Genomic DNA, 16,906 nt, shown 5'->3' on the forward strand with positions numbered 1-16,906 from the left:
GTGCCTCCTGTCCGCGGGTGCGTTACCACTGGCAGCCGGGGTAGGCGCGCTGCAGCCATTGCATGGTGCACAGCAGGTGGCCCAGGTGCTCGGTGTGCATGGTGCCGCTGCGCCCGCCCCGGTGCACGTAGGCCTTTTCGGGAATGGTCAGCGTCGCCTCGGCCATCACGCGGCCGACGAAGGCGTCGTATTCCGCGCGCAGGCTGGCCGGATCGGGGGCGATGCCGGCCTCGGCCATCGCGGCGTCGGTGGCGTCGCTTTCGAACAGCTCGCCCACGTAGGGGTAGAGGTAGTCCAGCGCCGCCTGCATGCGCGCGTGGCTTTCCTCGGTGCCGTCGCCCAGCCCCACGACCGTGTCGGCAGAGCGTTCCACGTGGTAGGCGTTCTCCTTCGCCGCCTTCTCGGCGATCTCGCGCACGCGCTCGTCGGCGGATTTCTGCAGCCTGCCCAGCATGATCGAGGCCCAGGCGTCGTAAAGGAACTGGCGCATCAGCGTCTGGCCGAAATCGCCGTTGGGCAGCTCGACCAGCAGGACGTTGCGGAAATCCCAGGCGTCGCGCAGGAAGGCGAGGTCGTCGGCGGTCCTGCCTTCGCCCTGTACCTCGGCGGCGTAGTCCAGCCAAAGCTGGGTCTGGCCGATCAGGTCCAGCGCGGTGTTGGCCAGCGCGATGTCCTCTTCAAGCACCGGCGAGTGGCCGCACCACTCCGACACGCGGTGGCCCAGGATCAGGGTGTTGTCGCCCATGCGCAGCAGGAACTGCAGCAGGGCCGTCTTGTCGATCGTCTCTGTCATCACATCTGCCCCACTTCGTCGGGAATGTCGAAGAACGTCGGGTGGCGGTAGACCTTGCTTTCCGACGGTTCGAACAGCGGGCCCTTCTCGCTGGGCACGGTGGCCGCGATGTGGCGCGATTCCACCGCCCAGATCGAGACGCCCTCGTTGCGGCGGGTGTAGACGTCGCGCGCGTTCTTGATCGCCATCTCGGCGTCAGGGGCATGCAGGCTGCCGACGTGGCGGTGGCTCATGCCGTGCTGTCCGCGGATGAAGATCTCCCACAGCGGCCATTCCTTGCGCTCGGGTTTCTTCTCGGACTCTGTGTCGGGATAGGCCGACGGGCTGACGGAACTCATGTCTCTCCTCCTCGGGCGTGTCTCATTCGGCCGCGGTGCGGGCGGCCTTCTTGCGGGCGTGGGCCATCAGCCCCTCGCGCACCCAGCGGCCGTCTTCCCAGGCGCGGGTGCGGTCGTTCATCCGCTCGGTGTTGCAGGGGCCGTTGCCCTTGATGACGTCGAAGAATTCCTGCCAGTTCGGTTCGGTGAAGTCGTAGTGGCCGGTTTCCTCGTTCCACGTCAGGTCCGGGTCCGGGATCGACAGGCCCAGGTATTCGGCCTGCGGCACCGTCTGGTCCACGAACTTCTGGCGCAGTTCGTCGTTGGTGTTGATCTTGATCTTCCACGCCATGGACTGCGCGGAATGCACGCTGTCCTTGTCGGACGGGCCGAACATCATCAGCGACGGGTACCAGAAGCGGTCGAGCGCATCCTGCGCCATGCGCTTCTGCTCGGGGCTGCCCTGCGCCATCTTCATCATGATGTCGTAGCCCTGCCGCTGGTGGAAGCTTTCCTCCTTGCAGATGCGGATCATCGCCCGTGAATAGGGCCCGTAGGAGGTGCGCTGCAACGGCACCTGGTTCATGATCGCCGCGCCATCGACCAGCCAGCCGACCGCGCCGATGTCGGCCCAGTTCAGGGTGGGGTAGTTGAAGATCGAGGAATACTTCATCTTGCCCGACAGCAGATCCTCGGTCAGGTCGTCACGGCTGACGCCGAGGGTTTCCGCCGCGCAGTAAAGGTAAAGCCCGTGGCCGGCCTCGTCCTGCACCTTTGCCAGAAGGATCATCTTGCGTTCGAGCGTGGGCGCGCGGGTGATCCAGTTGCCCTCGGGCAGCTGGCCCACGATTTCCGAGTGCGCGTGCTGGCCGATCTGGCGCACCAGCGTCTTGCGGTATTCCTCGGGCATCCAGTCGCGCGGCTCGATCTTCGTGTCGGCGTCGATCTTGTCCTGAAAGGCGCGTTCGTCCTCGGACATCTCCTCGCGCGTCTTCACGCCCTTGCCTGTGCTCTTGACCATCTGTGCATACATTCCGGGGTCCTCCCTTTATCACACGCGTTCCAGGATCAGGGCGGCGCCCTGCCCAACACCCACGCACATCGTGCACAGCGCGTAGCGCCCGCCGGTGCGTTTCAACTGGTAGGCCGCCGTCAGCACCAGCCGTGCCCCCGACATGCCCAGGGGATGGCCCATGGCGATGGCGCCTCCATTGGCGTTGACATGGGGCGCATCGTCGGGAATGCCAAGTTCGCGCAGCGTCGCCAGCGCCTGGCTCGCGAAGGCCTCGTTCAATTCTATCACATCCATCTGGTCGATGGTCATGCCGGTGCGCTCCAGCACCTTCCGCGTGGCCGGCACGGGGCCGATACCCATCACCCGGGGCGGCACGCCGGCGGTGGCCATGCCCACCACGCGGGCCATGGGGGTCAGGCCGTTGCGTTCGGCGGCCGCGGAATTGGCCAGCAGAAGTGCGGCGGCCCCGTCGTTCACGCCCGAGGCGTTGCCGGCGGTGACACTCAGGTCGGGCCCGTTGACACCCTTGAGGCCCGAAAGCTTCTCGGCCGTGGTGCCGGGACGGGGATGTTCGTCGGTGTCGACGACCACCGGGTCGCCCTTGCGCTGCGGCACCGACACCGGGACGATCTCCTCGGCGAGGATGCCGGCCTCGTGCGCGGCGGCCCAGCGGGCCTGGCTGCGGGCCGCGAAGGCATCCTGATCCTCGCGCGAGACGGCGTAGTCGGCGGCGACGTTGTCGGCCGTCTCGGGCATCGAGTGCGTCCCGTGCTCGGCCTTCATCTTCGGATTGACGAAACGCCAGCCGATCGTGGTGTCGTAAACGGCCGTCGCGCGGCTGAAGGGCGCCTCGGCCTTGGGCATGACGAAGGGCGCGCGGGTCATGCTCTCGACGCCGCCGGCAATCGTCATGTCGTAGTCGCCCGCGCGGATTCCGCGGGCGGCCATCCCGACGGCATCCATGCCGCTGGCGCACAGGCGGTTGATGGTGGTGCCGGGCACTTCCACCGGCAGGCCGGCCAGCAGCGCGGCCATGCGGGCCACGTTGCGGTTGCTTTCACCTGCCTGGTTGGCATCGCCCATGATCACGTCGTCGATTGCGGCCCAGTCAACCTGTCCGTTCCGGTCCTTCAGCGCGGCGATGGGATATGCCGCCAGGTCGTCGGTGCGGACCGCAGACAGGGCGCCGCCGTAGCGTCCGATGGGCGTGCGGATCGCGTCGCAGATCAGTGCGTCCATGAAGTGCCTCTCCCTCTTTTGGCCGAATATAAACCGACCGTTTGGTCGAAATATACGCCCAAGCGATTCGGCGCAAGGAAAATGTTACAGGTTTCTCGCATTTCGCGACAAGCTGTAACAAGACCTGCGCCGCCCGCGACCCGCCGGCGCCCTCAGACGCTGCCGAGTTCCTTCGCGTGAAGCCAGTCGGCGTGACGCGGTGCCTTCTTGGTGCGCGACCACTCCTCGAGCATGTCCCATTTCACGTCGTTGAGCCTTTCCAGCATCGCGTCCTCTTTCGGGTCCGGGCAGGCCAGTTCGACGCGGTGGCCGTTGGGATCGAAGAAATAGATCGAGTGGAAGATCGAGTGATCGGTCACGCCCAGAACCTCGACCCCCTTCGACTCGAGGTGGTCCTTGAAGGCGATCAGTTCGTCGCGGTCGGCCACCTTGAAGGCGATGTGCTGGACCCACTCGGGCGTGTTCTCGTCGCGGCCCATCTCGGGCTTCGTGGGCAGTTCGAAGAAGGCAAGCACGTTGCCCATGCCCGCATCCATGAAGACGTGCATGTAGGGATCGGGTTCATGCGTAGACGGCACGTGGTCCTCGGCGATTGCCAGGACGAAATCCATGTTCAGCATGTCGCGATACCATTCGACCGTCTCCTTTGCGTCCTTGCAGCGATAGGCGACATGGTGGATCTTTTCGATTTTCATGGGGTGGTCCTCCTCCTCAGGTGTTCGTTTCGGGTGTTGGCCGGTGCGCGGCCTCAAGCGCGCGGGCCAGGACGGCGCGGTCGCCGATGTGGTTGGCGAGGATTAGAAGCAGCCGCGCGTTGAAGGCGTTGCTTTCCTCGAAAGACAGCCCTTCGTGGGCCGCCAGAAGCTCGGCGTAGAAATCGTCGGGGCCCTCGATGTTGGGCGTCAGCGTCAGGTCGGTCATGGCGGTCACTCCTTGCCGATCGCGCGCCGCAGGGCGGCGCGGAAGGTGTCCTCTTCGAAGGTTTCTGCGCGGGCCGCGACATGCTGGTCGGGCCGGATCAGGTAGACGGCGCGGCCGTGATCCCCGAGGTAACGCTCGCGCAGCGCGCCGGTTGGGTCGTCATCCGCCGAAAGCGCCACGTGATCCACGGAAAGGCCCGCCTCCTCGAACGTCGCCGGCGCTTCGGCATCGATGGTCATCAGTGTGAAGCGCCCGCCGAGCCGGGGCAGCAGGTAGCCGTTCCCGACCGGCGCGTCGGGGCAGGGTGAGCCCGGGCGCGTCCTGTCGGGGCCGACCAGCCCGTCGGGGCCGTTCAGGGGTGAGCCATCATAGGTGCAGGGCACCGACAGCCGCCCCGAGTTCACCAGCGGCCGGGCGAATTCGTAGTGCTCGGACAGGTCCAGCACGGCATCGCGCAGCAGGCGGCTCATGTCCGACTTCGGCGTGATGAAGTCGGTGGAGCGCGTGGAATTCAGGATGTTCTCGTCCGCGCCGTGAATGCGTTCGACGTCGTAGCTGTCCAGAAGCGCGGCGGGCGCCTTGCCTTCGATCACCAGCCCCAGCTTCCAGCCCAGGTTGTCGGTGTCCTGAAGGCCCGAATTGGCGCCACGCGCACCGAACGGGCTGACCTGGTGCGCGGCGTCGCCGGCAAAGATCACACGGTTGTGGCGGAACTTCTCCATCCGCCGGCACTGGAAGGTGTAGATCGAGATCCACTCGAGTTCGAACTCCACGTCGTCGCCCAGCATCTGCTGGAGCCGGGGCACGACATTCTCGGGCTTCTTTTCCTCTTCCTTGTCGATGTCCCAGCCCAGCTGCAGGTCGATCCGCCAGACGTCGTCGGGCTGCTTGTGCAGCAGGGCGGACTGGCCGCGGTTGAAGGGCGGATCGAACCAGAACCACCGTTCGGTGGGGAAATCGGCCTTCATGACAACGTCGGCGATCAGGAAGTTGTCCTCGAACACGCGGCCGACGAAATCGAGCCCCATCATCGCGCGGATGGGGGAGCCCGCCCCGTCGCAGGCGACCAGCCAGTCGGCCTCCAGCTCGTAGGGCCCCTCCGGCGTGTTCACCCGGAGGGCCACATGGTCACCGCGGTCGGTGACCGAATCCACCTTGTTTTCGCCGCGCAGTTCTATCGGTGCGCCCTCGGCCTGCATCTGGCGCACGCGGTCGACGGCGAACTGTTCGAAATAGTATTGCTGCAGGTTGATGAAGGCAGGGAACTGGTGCCCCTGCTCGGGCAGCAGGTCGAAGTTGTAGACCTCGCGTTCGTCGAAGAACACGCGGCCGCGGTTCCAGCTCACCCCTTTTTCGACCATCTCGCGGCCGCATCCCAGCCGGTCGAGGATTTCGAGCGGGCGCTTGGCGAAGCAGATCGCGCGCGACCCGAAGCTGACGCGGTCGTTGTCGTCCAGAACGACGACGCGGATCCCCTGCGTCGCCATCTCCATCGCGGCCGCCAGACCGACGGGGCCCGCGCCGACGACCACAACCGGGTGGCGGACGGGGGTCGCCGCGTCCTGGTCCGCGCTGCGCGTGTAAGGGTAAAGCGGTGTCTCGAAAATCTTGCTCATCTGCTCTCCTCCGGTCGGTCCTGCGGCGCGTCGGGCGGATCGGGGCGTGCCGCGTGGATCGCGCCGCGGCGTGATCCCGGCTTGCGTTTCCTCCCCTTCTGACGTTATCGTTGCAAACGCAACGAAGTCAATAACGTTGCAGACGCAACGAAAATGATCGGGACGGTTTTCTCGCATGAAACGCGCGCAATTCGATCTGGCGACCTTCTTTCCCTACCGTCTTGCCGTGCTGTCGGAACGCACGAGCAAGTGCCTGTCGGACGTTTACCGCGCGCGATTCGGCCTCTCGATGCCGGAATGGCGGGTGATCGTGCACCTAGCACGGTGCCAGCCGGTATCGGTGCGCGAGATCCACAACTGCGTGAACATGGAAAAGCCCAAGGTCAGCCGCGCCGTCGCGCGGCTCGAGACGACCGGGCTGGTGCGCAAGGACGCCGATTCGGAGGATCAGCGGCTCGTGCGCATCTCCCTCACCCAGCGTGGCGAGACCGTTCTGGACGAACTCATTCCGCTGGTCCGGGCGTTCGAGGCCCGGATCCTTGGCGATCTGGAGCCGGGAGAACTGGACCGGTTCCTTGCCACGATGGAGCGGATTCGCGCGGCGCTCGACCGCGAATCGGCCGACACGGCCGCCTCCGGCGCGGGCGAAGAGGTCGCCTGACCGGCCTACCGGCCCGCCACAGCACAGGACAGCAAAGGAAGGCGCAAAGACATGGCAAAGGCATTCGCGTCCCAGGGGGACATGACGGAAAAGGAAATCTCCTTCACCCAGGTGGGCGAAGGGCTCTATGCGTTCACCGCCGAGGGCGACCCGAACTCGGGCGTCATCATCGGCGATGACAGCGTGATGATCGTCGAGGCGCAGGCGACGCCGCGGCTGGCGAACAAGGTGATAGACTGCGTGCGGGGTGTCACCGACAAGCCGATCACGCACGTTGCGCTGACCCACTACCACGCCGTGCGCGTGCTTGGGGCGTCGGCCTACGGGGCCAACCAGATCATCATGTCGGACACCGCCCGCGGCATGGTCGCCGAGCGCGGGGCCGAGGACTGGGAAAGCGAATTCCAGCGGTTTCCCCGGCTGTTCGAGGGCCATGAATCGATCCCCGGCCTGACCTGGCCGAACACGACGTTCTCGGACACGATGACCGTCTACCTCGGCGACCGCCGGGTGGACCTGATGCATCTGGGCCGCGCGCACACGGCCGGCGACATCGTCATCCATGTCCCCGACCAGAACGTCATGTTCACGGGTGACATCGTCGAATACCACTCGGCCTGCTACTGCGGCGACGGGCATTTCGCCGACTGGGGCGACACGCTGGACGCCATCAAGTGGTTCGACGTGGACGCCATCGCGCCGGGGCGCGGCAATGCGCTGGTCGGCCGCGAAATGGTCAACGCCGCCATCGAGAACACGCGCGATTTCGTGGAAAGCACATACAGGCCGGCGGCGCAGGTCGCCGCGCGGGGCGGCACGCTGAAGGAAGCATGGGATGCCGTCCGGGCCGAGTGCGACCCGAAGTTCGCCGATTACGCGATCTACGAACACTGCCTGCCGTTCAACGTGGCGCGTGCCTATGACGAGGCCCGCGGCATCGAAACGCCCCGCATCTGGACCGCCGAGCGCGACCTGAAGATGTGGGAGGCGCTGCAGGGCTGACCGCCCGGCGCCGGCCCCATCCCCTGAGCAAGAGGAGGACAAGATGAACACGCACCCCGCCAGAGAGATCGTCCAGGCACAGGACGCCACCGGCACGCATCCCGGATACATGCCCGGCTTCGGCAACGACTTCGAGACCGAGGCACTGCCCGGCGCGCTGCCGCAGGGCATGAACAGCCCGCAGAAATGCAACTACGGCCTTTACGGCGAACAGCTGTCGGGCACCGCCTTCACGGCGAACCCGCCGGAACGTGCCTGGGTCTACCGCATTCGCCCCTCGGTGAAGCACTCGCGGCGCTACACGAAGCTCGACGTGCCCTACTGGAAATCCGCGCCGCATGTCGTTGACGACGTCGTCTCGCTCGGCCAGTACCGCTGGAGCCCGGTCGAAGTCGAGGCCGGCAAGCTCACCTGGATCACCGGCATGCGCACGATGACCACCGCCGGTGACGTCAACACGCAGGTGGGCATGGCATCGCACGTCTACCTTGTCACCGAAAGCATGGTGGACGACTATTTCTACTCGGCCGACAGCGAACTTCTGGTCGTCCCGCAGCAGGGCCGCATCCGGTTCCACACCGAGCTTGGCATCATCGATCTTGAGCCGAAGGAGATCGCGGTTATCCCGCGTGGCCTGGTCTACCGGGTCGAACTGGTCGAGGGGCCGGCGCGCGGTTTCGTCTGCGAGAACTACGGCCAGAAATTCGAACTGCCCGGCCGCGGCCCGATCGGCGCCAACTGCCTGGCCAACCCGCGCGACTTCAAGGCACCCGTGGCCGCCTTCGAGGACCGCGAGGTGCCTTCGACCGTCACCGTCAAGTGGTGCGGCCAGTTCCACGTCACCGAGATCGGGCAGAGCCCGCTCGACGTGGTGGCCTGGCACGGCAACTACGCGCCGATGAAATACGACCTGCGCAACTACTGCCCGGTCGGCGCGATCCTGTTCGATCACCCCGACCCGTCGATCTTCACGGTGCTCACCGCGCCGTCGGGCCAGCCCGGCACGGCGAACATCGACTTCGTGCTGTTCCGCGAACGCTGGCTTGTGGCCGAGGATACCTTCCGCCCGCCCTGGTATCACAAGAACATCATGTCCGAGCTGATGGGCAACATCTACGGCATCTACGACGCCAAGCCCGAGGGCTTCGTGCCCGGGGGCATCAGCCTGCACAACATGATGCTGCCGCACGGGCCGGACCGCGACGCCTTCGAGGGCGCATCGAACGCCGATCTCGGCCCCGAGAAGCTCGACAACACGATGTCGTTCATGTTCGAGACCCGCTTCCCGCAGCACCTGACCGAGTTCGCGGCGAAGGAGGCGCCGCTTCAGGAGGACTACATCGACGTCTGGGCGGACCTCGAGAAGCACTTCGACGGCACGCCGGGCCGCAAGTGAGCGACGCGCGCGTTACGCTTCTCGGCGTCAAGGGCGGGCCGGCGATCCGGCCCGGCTCGCCCATGCCCACATCGCACCTCGTCCGGATGGGCGGGTGCACGGTGGTCGTGGATGCGGGCCTTGGTGTCAGCGCAGGCATCGTCGCGCAGGGCGTGGCGCTGACAGAGATCGACGCGATCTATGTCACCCACCTGCATTCCGACCATTACCTCGAACTCGGCCCGCTGCTGCACACCGCGTGGACCGCCGGTCTGGACCGCCCGGTGACGGTTGTCGGCCCGGCGGGGTTGGCGGCGTATTTCGATGGCTTCTGGGCCGCGATGGCGCATGACATCGAGTTGCGCCTCGCGGACGAGGGGCGCCCGGACATCCGGGGCATGGTGGACCTGCACGCGCTGGGCGACGGCCCGGCGCCTGCGCCCGGCGGGCTGTCGGTTCGGGCCATGCGCAATGCCCACCCGCCAATCTCCGACAGCTTCGCCCTGCGGGTCGAGGACGCAAGCCGTGTTATCGTCTTCTCCGGCGACACCGCGGCGATGCACGGGATGATCGATTTCGCCCGCGGCGCGGACCTTCTGGTGCACGAAGCGATGCTGACGGCGGGCGTTGACGCGCTGTGCGCGCGCGTGGGCAACGGCGACGACCGCTTGCGCAGGCATCTTCTGCGCAGTCACTGCCCCGCGTCGCAGGCCGCGCGCATCGCGCGCGAGGCCGGGGTGCGGGTGCTCGCGCTCAACCACCTGATCCCGTCGGACGATCCGGACTACACCGCGGACCACTGGCATGCCGAGGTCACCCGCGAATTCGCCGGTGACGCGCGTCTTGGCCGCGACGGCATGACAATCGAGATATGAGGCCGCAATGAAACTCTATTCCTACTGGCGCTCCACGACGTCCTACCGCGTGCGGGTCGCGCTGCAGATGAAGGGCCTGAGCCACGAGATCCGGCCCGTCGACCTTGTTGCCGGCGAACAGTCCTCGCCCGATTACCGAAAGATCAACCCCGGGCAGGGTGTTCCGGCGCTGGTGCTGGACGACGGCACCGTGCTGACGCAGTCCATGGCGATCCTCGAATGGCTGGAAGAGACCCGGACCGAGCCCGCGCTGCTGCCGCGCGACCCGGTGGACCGCGCGCAGGTGCGCGCGGCGGCGCAGGTCATTGCCGCCGATATCCACCCGGTCAACAACCTGCGGGTCATTGGCCGGTTGAAATCCATGGGCCATTCGGGCGAGGAGACGGTCGAATGGATGCGCGACTGGATGGCGCGCGGTTTCGCGGCGTTCTCGACCCTGATCCGGCCGGATACGCCGTTCTGCTTCGGCGACGCGCCGGGGCTGGCCGACGTCTGTCTCGTGCCGCAACTCTACAACGCCCACCGCTGGGGGCTCGACCTCGGGCCGTTCGAACGGCTGACACAGATCGAGGACCTGTGCCTCAAGCGCCCCGAATTCGACGCCGCGCGGCCGGAAAACCAGCCGGACGCGACCTGACCCATCGAGCAGGAGGACCCTGACATGAGCGATCTTCACCTTTCCTGGGTCGAAAGCGCCAACAGCGCCGAAACCCCCTTCCCCCTCAACAACCTGCCCTACGGCGTGTTCTCCGTCGGCGACGGACTGCCCCGCTGCGGCGTCGCCATCGGCGAGATGATCCTCGACGCCACGCTGCTGGAGGGCGAGGGGCTGATCCGCATGGACGGTGCGCCGCTGTTCGACGCGCCCTCGTGGAACAAGCTGATGTCGCGCCCGCGCGCCGACTGGGACGCGCTGCGCGCCCGGCTGATCGACCTTCTGGCGCAGGACGGCGACCCGGCGCTCAAGGACAACGCCGATCTGCGCGCCCGCGCGCTTGTCCCGATGGAGGGTGCCCGCCTGCACATGCCGTTCGCCGTGGCCGAGTACACGGATTTCTACGCCGGACGGCATCACGCCTCGAACGTGGGCACGATGTTCCGCGGCCCGGAAAACGCGCTGCCGCCCAACTGGCTGCACATTCCCATCGGCTACAACGGGCGGGCGTCGTCGGTCGTGGTCTCGGGCACCGAGATCCGCCGCCCCTGGGGCCAGCTCAAGGGCCCGAACGATGACGCGCCGCGCTTCGCGCCCTCGCAACGCTTCGACATCGAACTGGAAATGGGCGCGATCGTGGGCACGCCCTCGGACGGGCCGATCACCGTGGACGAGGCCGACAGTCACATCTTCGGCTACGTGCTGCTCAACGACTGGTCGGCGCGCGACATCCAGGCGTGGGAATACCAGCCGCTGGGGCCGTTCCAGGCCAAGGCGACGGCCACCACGATCAGCCCGTGGATCGTGACGGCGGCGGCGCTGGAGCCCTTCCGTGCCGACACGCCCGCGCGCGAGGTGGAGCTTCTGCCGCACCTGCGCGACTGCGGCCCGATGCTCTATGACATCGACCTGTCGGTGACGCTGGCGCCCGAAGGTGGCCAGGCGGAGGAAATCGCGCGTACCAACTACGCCGAGATGTATTATTCCGCCGCTCAGCAACTGGCCCATCACACCACCTGCGGCTGCCCGATGCGCACCGGGGACCTGCTGGGCTCGGGCACCGTTTCAGGGCCCGAACGTGGCAATCGCGGTTCGCTGCTGGAGCTGTCGTGGGGCGGCAAGGAGCCGTTGGAGCTGTCGGGCGGCGGCACGCGCAGCTTCATCGAGGACGGTGACACGCTGGGCCTGCACGGCGCGGCACGCGGCAACGGCTTCACCGTCGGTTTCGGCCCTTGCACCGGCAAGGTGCTGCCGGCGCTGCCGGACCCTTACGCGCGCGGCTGAGGCGCGTTAGGGTCGCCGCGCGGCATCGGCAGCAGGGGGAAAAGCGGCGTGAGCGACGAGACATGGAACGAGGTCGTGGCGTTCCTGTCGGCCCCGGAAACGCACGGGGCCGACGCGCCGGTCGAGCTCGCGCGCACCCACGGCGCACTGGTCTTCCTTGCAGGCGGGGACGCCTACAAGATCAAGCGGCCGGTGCGCTACGACTACCTCGACTTCTCCACGCCGGAGAAACGCGAGGCCATGCTGCGGCGGGAAATGGCGCTCAACGCGCCCGCCGCGCCCGAAATCTACCGCGGTCTCGTGCCGGTCACGCGGCAGGCCGATGGCAACCTCGCGCTGGGCGGGCAGGGCACGCCGTTGGAATGGTGCCTTCACATGACCCGCTTCGACCGCGAGGACGAGCTCGCCCGCGTCGCGGCACGCGGCGAGCTGACCCCGGATCTGGGGCGCGAGATCGGCCGCGTCGTTGCCGCCTACCATGCCGGCGCGCCGGTTTCGCCCGCGGGCGACGGCGCGGCCCGCCTGCGCCGGGCGGCCGACGACCTTGGCGACCTTCTGGCCGGCATGACGTCCGAACTGGGCGAAGATGCGGTCGCGCGCCGGCGCGCATGGACCGACACGGCACTGGCGGCGCAGGCCCCGTTGCTGGATGCCCGGTCGAGCGCCGGTCACGTCCGCCGCTGCCACGGCGACCTGCACCTTGGCAACATGGTGCTGGTCAAGGGCCGCCCGGTGCCCTTCGACGCGCTCGAATTCGATGAACGGATGGCGACCGTCGATGTCCTGTATGACCTGGCCTTCGTATTGATGGACATGTGGCAGCGCGACCTGCCGGGCGCCGCCAACGCGGCGTTCAACGCCTATCTCTTCCACGCCGACACGCCCGACCACCTCGACGGTCTGGCGGCGATGCCGCTGTTTCTGTCGCTGCGGGCCAGCGTGCGGGCCATGGTCGCGGTGCAGGCCGCCCGGCTGGGTGACGCGCAACCCGGCAAGCTGGATCAGGCGCGGCGGTATCTTTCGTCCGCACTGGCGTTCCTGGCGCCCGCGCCGCCGCGGCTGGTGGCCGTGGGCGGGCTGTCGGGTACCGGCAAGACGACTCTGGCGCGCGATCTCGCCCCCGGGGTCGGCGCGGCGCCCGGCGCGGTGCACCTTCGCAGCGACCTCGAGCGCAAGGCGCTGTTCGGGGCCGACCCGCTGACCCGCCTGCCGCAACGGGCCTACACGCCCGAGGTGGGCGAACGGGTCTACGACCGGCTGGCGGACAAGGCCGAGCGTGCGCTGGCGGCAGGCCATTCGGCGGTCATCGACGCGGTGTTCCTCAAAGAGGCGGAGCGCGACTCGGTCGCCGCACTGGCCGAGCGGTGCGGTGTGCCCTTCACCGGGCTTTGGCTCGTGGCCGACGAGGCCACGCTGCTGGAACGCGTGGAGGAACGTCGCGGAGACGCATCGGATGCCGACGCGGCCGTGGTGCGCCGCCAGCTTGCCGCTGACCGGGCGGTGTCGGACTGGACGCGCATCGACGCCGGCGGTCGGCCCGGCGAAACGCTGGACCGCGCGAAGGCCGCCCTGAAGCCGCAGGAGGCCTGAGCGATCCGTCAGCCGCCGGTTTCCCCGGCAAGATCGGCGCGCACCAGCGCCGTCAGAAGCGCCGGAAAGCTGTCGCGGTCCACGCAGGCCGCAAGGCCCTCCGCTGTCTCTGGCAGGCCGAGCCGTCCCGCGGCCTTGAGGGCGCGCGCGTCGGCGAAGGGGTGGAATTCGGGCCAGGCAAGCTGGGCTTCGCGCAGGAAGATGCCCGCCCCCACGGGCCCGATGCCCTTGTAGTCCTGCAAGCGCCTGCACAGCCGCGCCGCATCCGCCTGGCCTGCGCCACGCAAGCCGCGCAGGTCGCCGCCGTAGGCATCCAGCGTTTTTTCCGCCACCTCCCCCAGCATCGTGGCGGTCTTCTCGTCGTAGCGCGCGTAACCGGCCGTGTTGAGCGTACGCACGCGATCGTCCCAACTGCTTTGCGCAGTCTCGCGCGGGGTCTGCCACCCGGCGTCGCGCAAGGCCCGTGCCGCGCGCATGGCCACGTCGGCGGAGATCGGCGCGCTGAGCAGCAGCACGGCGCAAAACCAGAGCCAAAGCCCCGCGGGCTCGTTTTCCCTCAGATCGATGTCGAGTTGCGCGGAAAACAGCTGCCCGTGGCGGTTCAGCAGCTCGCGGACTTGAGGTGACGGGGTGGTCATGCATCCTCCTCGTTTCTCTGCGCGGTTTCGAGCTCCGAGCCGTGGCCCGGTGGCCCGCCCGCGAGCATTCCCGCCGCGGGCGGCGGCCATGCGTGCGCAGGGCGCCGCGCCTCTCTGCGCGGTTGCGCTTCATCCGTGAATGGCAACCGGTCTGAGCGCGCGCGCTTGCCGGTGACCAGGCCGCACCTTGCCACCGCGCCTCAACGGGCACAAAGCCCCGATTGTCTCGACGTCGATTGCGAAAACCCCCGACATCCACACGCGGCCACGACGAAGGCATGGGGCGTCCCTCCACTCGTGCCACGGACGGAACCGGCGAGGCGGCTCCGGCTCAGCCAAAGGTCTTTGACACCACGACCATGCGCCTCGCGCGCATCCTGGCGATTTCAGGAGCGCTGGGCCTTGGCGTGTCATCATGCCTGTCTGGCCTTGCGCCAAAGAACGGGGGAGTCTTTGCCCCGCCGGATCCGGCCAAGGATCGCAGGGAAGGGAGGCACCGGCTTGGCGCAGACAATCGACACTCCGGTCTCGCGTTCGGCCGACGAGGTCGCAGGCCGACTGCGCGTTTCACCGTGTAGCGGCCTGTCCGTTGCCGAAGCCGACGCCCGCCTGGCGCGCCATGGTCCCAACCGGCTCGAGGAACAGGACCGCAAGAGCGCGCTGACGATCCTGCTGCACCAGTTCGACAGCGTCATCGTCTGGCTGCTGGCCGCAGCGGCCTCGATGTCCGTCTTGATGGGCGATCTGCCCGAGGCCGTTGCCATCGCGATCGTGCTCGTCATCAACGGGGCCATCGGGTTCGTGACCGAACTGCGCGGCGCCCGCTCGATGGAAGGCTGCGGCAGATCGCCGGGACGCGCACGCGCGTGCGCCGTCAGGGCGGGTCATGGTGGTGGACGCGGCGGATCTCGTGCCCGGAGACATCGTGATCCTTCAGGCCGGCGATATGGTCACGGCCGACGCGCGGCTGGTGGATGCAGGCGATCTGCATTGCGATGAAACGGTGCTGACCGGCGAAGCCGTGCCGGTGGACAAGCAGGCCGTGCCGGTGCCACCCGACGCCCAGCCGGGGGCCGCGCCTGCATGCTGTTCAAGGGCACGGCCATCACCCGCGGCGTGGGCGCGGGCATCGTCACCGCGACGGGCATGGACACCGAACTCGGCCGGATCAGCACGCTCGCGCAGCGGGCCAGCGGCGTGGCGGCGCCCTTGGAGAAGCGTCTCGACGTGCTGGGCCAGCGGCACGCCGATCTTCCGGTGCGGCGCGATGGGAAGGCCCGGGGGCGGGAACAGGCGGCATTGCCACGCGCATGACCGACGCGCGCTTGGACTGGGCGCTGCGCATTGGCGCGCTTTGCAACACCGCGCGGCTTGCCGATGCGCAGGGGCAGGGGGCGCCCGGCGACCCCATGGAACTCGCCCTGCTCGCGGCGGCCGAAGAGGGCGGACAATCCCGCGCGACGCTCGCTGACCGCTTCCCCAAGCGGCGCGACCACGCTTTCGACCCTGACGTCAAGATGATGGCAACCGTCCATGACAAAGGGGGGCGGTGTGCTGATCGCCGTGGAAGGTCGCGCCGGAGGTTCTGATCGAGGCAAGCGAAAGCGAGATGGCGGAAGCGGGCGAGCGGCCGCTCGATGCCGCGCGGCGGCGGGCGTGGCACGAGCTTGCCGAAGCGGCCGCCGGTCAAGGCCTGCGCCTTCTGGGGCTGGCGATGAAGCATGGACCCGACGCTGCTGCCGATCCGATTTCGGGGCTGACACTTGTTGCGCTGGTATGCCTGCGCGATCCGGTCCGGCAGGACGTGCCGCCCGCGATCGCCGCGGCGCGCGCCGCCGGTGTTCGCGTGGTGATGCTGACCGGCGATCATGCCGAGACCGCGCGCGCCATCGCCGCGGACGCGCGGCTGGGCGAGGGGGCGGGCACCGTGATCGAGGGGCGAGAGCTCGCCGGGCTCGACCCGGACGCTTGCGAGGCGCTGACACGCGACCGGATTCTCGGGGCGGATATCTTCGCCCGCGTGGCGCCCGACATCAAGCTCACGCGCGTCACGCTCTACCAGAAGGCGGGCCATGTCGTGGCCATGACGGGCGACGGCGTGAACGACGCGCGCGCCCTGAAGAAGGCCGACATCGGGATTGCCATGGGCCGGCACGGCACGCAGGTCGCGCGGGAAGCCGCGGACATGGTTCTCAAGGACGATGCCTTTGCGCCCATCATGGCGGCGATGCGCCGGGGCCGGGTGATCTTAAGCAACATCCGGCGCTTTGTCGTCTACCTGATGTCCTGCAACGTCAGCGAGGTTCCGGTCGTCGGCTTTGCGGTTGGCATCGGGTTGCCGGTGCCGCTGCTGCCGCTCCAGATCCTGTTCCTCAACCTGGTCACGGATGTCTTTCCCGCCTGCGCGCTGGGGCTCGGGCGGGGTGGGCGCGACGTGATGCCGGACCCGCCGCGCGACCCCGCCGAACCGATCGTGGACCGTGAAAGCTGGATGCGCATCGGCGTGCTGGGCGGCGCGATCACCATTGCCACTCTGGGCGCCTTCGCAGTGGCCCTGTCCGGGCTGAAGCTCGATCACGGGCGTGCGATCACCGCGGCGTTCCTGACGCTGGCGCTGGCACAGCTGTGGAACGTGTTCAACGTGCGTGCGTCGGCCAGCGGCATGCTGGACAACCAGATCACGCGCAACCTGTACGTCTGGGGCGCACTGGCCCTGTGCCTCGGCCTGATCGCGGCGGAACTCATGGTGCCCGCGGCCGCGGCGCTGCTGGCACTGCCTGCGCCGGGGGCGGCCGGACCGGGCCTGGCCGTCGGGATGAGCCTTGTTCCGCTGGCAATCGGCCAGGTGTTCGTGGCCGCGGACCGTACCGGCAGAAAGCAACCGCCGCCCGCGGGGTCGCGGGCGGCGGGCTGAACGGCCGCAGG

Annotated in this window: 18 protein-coding genes and 2 pseudogenes; 12 read left to right on the forward strand and 8 right to left on the reverse strand. The window is 68.0% G+C overall.

Annotated features, from left to right (window positions below; genetic code table 11):
- Positions 1-22: 22 nt before the first annotated feature.
- From paaC to CEF10_RS02625, 7 genes are all read right to left on the reverse strand, one after another.
- Positions 23-793, reverse strand: a complete 771-nt coding sequence (gene paaC, locus CEF10_RS02595; RefSeq protein ID WP_101065814.1) for a 1,2-phenylacetyl-CoA epoxidase subunit PaaC — start codon at positions 791-793, stop codon at positions 23-25.
- The gene (gene paaB / locus CEF10_RS02600) at positions 793-1,131 is read right to left on the reverse strand and encodes a 1,2-phenylacetyl-CoA epoxidase subunit PaaB (protein WP_101065816.1); all 339 of its coding nucleotides are present in this window, start codon (positions 1,129-1,131) and stop codon (positions 793-795) included. Before paaB ends, paaC begins: the two co-directional genes overlap by 1 nt.
- Positions 1,132-1,153: 22 nt before the next feature.
- A complete protein-coding gene (gene paaA, locus CEF10_RS02605; RefSeq protein ID WP_101065818.1) occupies positions 1,154-2,143 on the reverse strand; it encodes a 1,2-phenylacetyl-CoA epoxidase subunit PaaA in 990 nt (329 codons plus the stop codon).
- Positions 2,144-2,161: 18 nt separating this feature from the next.
- Positions 2,162-3,364: a 3-oxoadipyl-CoA thiolase gene (gene pcaF, locus CEF10_RS02610; protein ID WP_101065820.1), complete on the reverse strand. Its 1,203-nt coding sequence runs from the start codon at positions 3,362-3,364 to the stop codon at positions 2,162-2,164.
- Between the two features lie 152 nt (positions 3,365-3,516).
- A complete protein-coding gene (locus CEF10_RS02615) occupies positions 3,517-4,059 on the reverse strand; it encodes a VOC family protein (protein ID WP_101065822.1) in 543 nt (180 codons plus the stop codon).
- Positions 4,060-4,075: 16 nt separating this feature from the next.
- A complete protein-coding gene (locus tag CEF10_RS02620) occupies positions 4,076-4,285 on the reverse strand; it encodes a DUF2783 domain-containing protein (RefSeq protein ID WP_198586128.1) in 210 nt (69 codons plus the stop codon).
- 5 nt (positions 4,286-4,290) lie between these two features.
- Positions 4,291-5,901 (reverse strand): FAD-dependent oxidoreductase, encoded by a 1,611-nt coding sequence (locus CEF10_RS02625; RefSeq protein ID WP_101065826.1) that lies wholly within the window; start codon positions 5,899-5,901, stop codon positions 4,291-4,293.
- Positions 5,902-6,076: 175 nt separating this feature from the next.
- On the opposite strand from CEF10_RS02625, the gene CEF10_RS02630 reads away from it, so the two are divergent.
- From CEF10_RS02630 to CEF10_RS02660, 7 genes are read left to right on the forward strand one after another with little or no spacing between them, the layout of a single operon-like run.
- Positions 6,077-6,562, forward strand: coding sequence for a MarR family winged helix-turn-helix transcriptional regulator (locus CEF10_RS02630; RefSeq protein ID WP_101065828.1), 486 nt, complete (start codon positions 6,077-6,079; stop codon positions 6,560-6,562).
- Positions 6,563-6,613: 51 nt separating this feature from the next.
- Positions 6,614-7,564: an MBL fold metallo-hydrolase gene (locus CEF10_RS02635; protein WP_101065831.1), complete on the forward strand. Its 951-nt coding sequence runs from the start codon at positions 6,614-6,616 to the stop codon at positions 7,562-7,564.
- A 43-nt stretch (positions 7,565-7,607) separates the two neighbouring features.
- A complete protein-coding gene (gene hmgA, locus CEF10_RS02640; protein WP_101065833.1) occupies positions 7,608-8,960 on the forward strand; it encodes a homogentisate 1,2-dioxygenase in 1,353 nt (450 codons plus the stop codon).
- The gene (locus tag CEF10_RS02645; protein WP_232796372.1) at positions 8,957-9,814 is read left to right on the forward strand and encodes an MBL fold metallo-hydrolase; all 858 of its coding nucleotides are present in this window, start codon (positions 8,957-8,959) and stop codon (positions 9,812-9,814) included. Before hmgA ends, CEF10_RS02645 begins: the two co-directional genes overlap by 4 nt.
- 7 nt (positions 9,815-9,821) lie before the next feature.
- Positions 9,822-10,451 (forward strand): maleylacetoacetate isomerase, encoded by a 630-nt coding sequence (gene maiA, locus CEF10_RS02650; protein ID WP_101065836.1) that lies wholly within the window; start codon positions 9,822-9,824, stop codon positions 10,449-10,451.
- Between the two features lie 24 nt (positions 10,452-10,475).
- Positions 10,476-11,753 carry a fumarylacetoacetase gene (gene fahA / locus CEF10_RS02655; RefSeq protein ID WP_101065838.1) on the forward strand — a complete coding sequence of 426 codons (1,278 nt, stop codon included), beginning with the start codon at positions 10,476-10,478 and terminating at the stop codon, positions 11,751-11,753.
- A 48-nt stretch (positions 11,754-11,801) separates the two neighbouring features.
- Positions 11,802-13,343 (forward strand): bifunctional aminoglycoside phosphotransferase/ATP-binding protein, encoded by a 1,542-nt coding sequence (locus CEF10_RS02660; RefSeq protein ID WP_101065840.1) that lies wholly within the window; start codon positions 11,802-11,804, stop codon positions 13,341-13,343.
- An 8-nt stretch (positions 13,344-13,351) separates the two neighbouring features.
- Here CEF10_RS02660 and CEF10_RS02665 read toward each other — a convergent pair whose 3' ends face one another.
- On the reverse strand, positions 13,352-13,981 hold the full coding sequence (locus CEF10_RS02665) for a hypothetical protein (RefSeq protein WP_101065842.1): 630 nt from the start codon (positions 13,979-13,981) through the stop codon (positions 13,352-13,354).
- A 297-nt stretch (positions 13,982-14,278) separates the two neighbouring features.
- On the opposite strand from CEF10_RS02665, the pseudogene CEF10_RS17305 reads away from it, so the two are divergent.
- The 5 genes and pseudogenes from CEF10_RS17305 to CEF10_RS17150 all read left to right on the forward strand — a co-directional run.
- Positions 14,279-14,698: pseudogene (locus CEF10_RS17305) on the forward strand (cation-transporting P-type ATPase); the annotation flags it as partial.
- Between the two features lie 169 nt (positions 14,699-14,867).
- Positions 14,868-14,960 (forward strand): annotated as a pseudogene (locus CEF10_RS17310) (P-type ATPase); the annotation flags it as partial.
- Positions 14,961-15,064: 104 nt separating this feature from the next.
- Positions 15,065-15,295, forward strand: coding sequence for a P-type ATPase (locus tag CEF10_RS17315; protein ID WP_101065846.1), 231 nt, complete (start codon positions 15,065-15,067; stop codon positions 15,293-15,295).
- Entirely contained in the window at positions 15,292-15,570 is a 279-nt protein-coding gene (locus CEF10_RS17145) for a hypothetical protein (RefSeq protein ID WP_101065848.1), read from the forward strand. Before CEF10_RS17315 ends, CEF10_RS17145 begins: the two co-directional genes overlap by 4 nt.
- A 20-nt stretch (positions 15,571-15,590) precedes the next feature.
- Positions 15,591-16,895 carry an HAD-IC family P-type ATPase gene (locus tag CEF10_RS17150; protein WP_101065850.1) on the forward strand — a complete coding sequence of 435 codons (1,305 nt, stop codon included), beginning with the start codon at positions 15,591-15,593 and terminating at the stop codon, positions 16,893-16,895.
- Positions 16,896-16,906 lie beyond the last annotated feature (11 nt).

Source organism: Roseovarius salinarum, from assembly GCF_002834145.1.
GTDB lineage: Bacteria > Pseudomonadota > Alphaproteobacteria > Rhodobacterales > Rhodobacteraceae > Roseovarius > Roseovarius salinarum.

What these genes read in the sequence shown, in the direction of transcription:
- paaC (WP_101065814.1), bottom strand. Translation starts at nt 793, where the DNA reads ATGACAGAGACGATCGACAAGACGGCCCTGCTGCAGTTCCTGCTGCGC.
- paaB (WP_101065816.1), bottom strand. Translation starts at nt 1,131, where the DNA reads ATGAGTTCCGTCAGCCCGTCGGCCTATCCCGACACAGAGTCCGAGAAG.
- paaA (WP_101065818.1), bottom strand. Translation starts at nt 2,143, where the DNA reads ATGTATGCACAGATGGTCAAGAGCACAGGCAAGGGCGTGAAGACGCGC.
- pcaF (WP_101065820.1), bottom strand. Translation starts at nt 3,364, where the DNA reads ATGGACGCACTGATCTGCGACGCGATCCGCACGCCCATCGGACGCTAC.
- CEF10_RS02615 (WP_101065822.1), bottom strand. Translation starts at nt 4,059, where the DNA reads ATGAAAATCGAAAAGATCCACCATGTCGCCTATCGCTGCAAGGACGCA.
- CEF10_RS02620 (WP_198586128.1), bottom strand. Translation starts at nt 4,285, where the DNA reads ATGACCGACCTGACGCTGACGCCCAACATCGAGGGCCCCGACGATTTC.
- CEF10_RS02625 (WP_101065826.1), bottom strand. Translation starts at nt 5,901, where the DNA reads ATGAGCAAGATTTTCGAGACACCGCTTTACCCTTACACGCGCAGCGCG.
- CEF10_RS02630 (WP_101065828.1), top strand. Translation starts at nt 6,077, where the DNA reads ATGAAACGCGCGCAATTCGATCTGGCGACCTTCTTTCCCTACCGTCTT.
- CEF10_RS02635 (WP_101065831.1), top strand. Translation starts at nt 6,614, where the DNA reads ATGGCAAAGGCATTCGCGTCCCAGGGGGACATGACGGAAAAGGAAATC.
- hmgA (WP_101065833.1), top strand. Translation starts at nt 7,608, where the DNA reads ATGAACACGCACCCCGCCAGAGAGATCGTCCAGGCACAGGACGCCACC.
- maiA (WP_101065836.1), top strand. Translation starts at nt 9,822, where the DNA reads ATGAAACTCTATTCCTACTGGCGCTCCACGACGTCCTACCGCGTGCGG.
- fahA (WP_101065838.1), top strand. Translation starts at nt 10,476, where the DNA reads ATGAGCGATCTTCACCTTTCCTGGGTCGAAAGCGCCAACAGCGCCGAA.
- CEF10_RS02665 (WP_101065842.1), bottom strand. Translation starts at nt 13,981, where the DNA reads ATGACCACCCCGTCACCTCAAGTCCGCGAGCTGCTGAACCGCCACGGG.
- CEF10_RS17315 (WP_101065846.1), top strand. Translation starts at nt 15,065, where the DNA reads ATGCTGTTCAAGGGCACGGCCATCACCCGCGGCGTGGGCGCGGGCATC.
- CEF10_RS17145 (WP_101065848.1), top strand. Translation starts at nt 15,292, where the DNA reads ATGACCGACGCGCGCTTGGACTGGGCGCTGCGCATTGGCGCGCTTTGC.
- CEF10_RS17150 (WP_101065850.1), top strand. Translation starts at nt 15,591, where the DNA reads ATGGCGGAAGCGGGCGAGCGGCCGCTCGATGCCGCGCGGCGGCGGGCG.